Raw genomic sequence first — 877 nt, 5'->3', positions numbered from 1 at the left:
TTTTTTACATGAAATCTCAAACTTGTGAACATAACCCCATCATAAAATGAATAGCAAGTGTTCCTGCTGAGTTTATCACATCAGGGGGCATTGTTATTGATGACGACTCTACCATCAGCGCATATATACTTTTCCGATACAAACATATAGTGTTTTTATATAAAAATGATGTAATCCTAAGCAATAAACTTTATCAATCATCGTTCTTTTATTATAACCCCAAAATAAGAACATATGTATGTATCATCAAGACAAGGACAATGCCTAACTTACGATGCGGTGAGCAATGTGCTCAGCGTAGTAAACGGTGCGTCAGTGCCTCAGCGTGGCAAGGCTGGCGGACAGATGGCGCATACCAATACATACGGCACAGACACTGGTGAAAAATTCCAGCTTGCCAATGTCAAGGATGTAATGGGTGACAATTCTAGTACACGTTCTTCTTCAAGTGGGAATGGTTTTGGTTCTTTTGGAAGTGGAAGTAATAGTAGTAGTCAGGATTTTAATAGACGATTGTTTATGAAGAAACTGTTAATAATTTACTTGATTATATCATTTCTAATGGTTTTTGTTTATGCTATCTTTGTGGTAAATGCATATGTTAGTATAAAATACGAGGTAGAAACTATAGATAATGATGCTATCATAAATATGGTTTACCAGATATTCGATACTGGTGTTACTATAAATTTTATTTGGTTTGCCATAAATACGATAATAATTTTGGGCTTGTATATAAAGCTTCGTCGTAAGTGAAAAATAATATGATTATGCAAAAGATTGCATAATGTTAAGTATTGAACTTGGAACAGAAATCCTAAAGTAAGGAACTAAATAAAAATTAGTAATGAGATTTTGCGCGATATTAATACTTTCT

At 33.5% G+C, this 877-nt stretch carries 1 protein-coding gene; it reads left to right on the top strand.

Annotated features, from left to right (window positions below; genetic code table 11):
* The first annotated feature begins 234 nt into the window (after window positions 1–234).
* Window positions 235–756, top strand: a complete 522-nt coding sequence (locus DXD25_RS17375; protein WP_233522374.1) for a hypothetical protein — start codon at window positions 235–237, stop codon at window positions 754–756.
* The last annotated feature ends 121 nt before the right edge of the window (window positions 757–877 follow it).

Source organism: Prevotella sp. TF12-30 (genome assembly GCF_003436715.1).
GTDB lineage: Bacteria > Bacteroidota > Bacteroidia > Bacteroidales > Bacteroidaceae > Prevotella > Prevotella copri_A.
The sequence above is the reverse complement of the archived record's forward strand: the minus strand, read 5'-3'. Positions and strand labels throughout refer to the sequence as shown.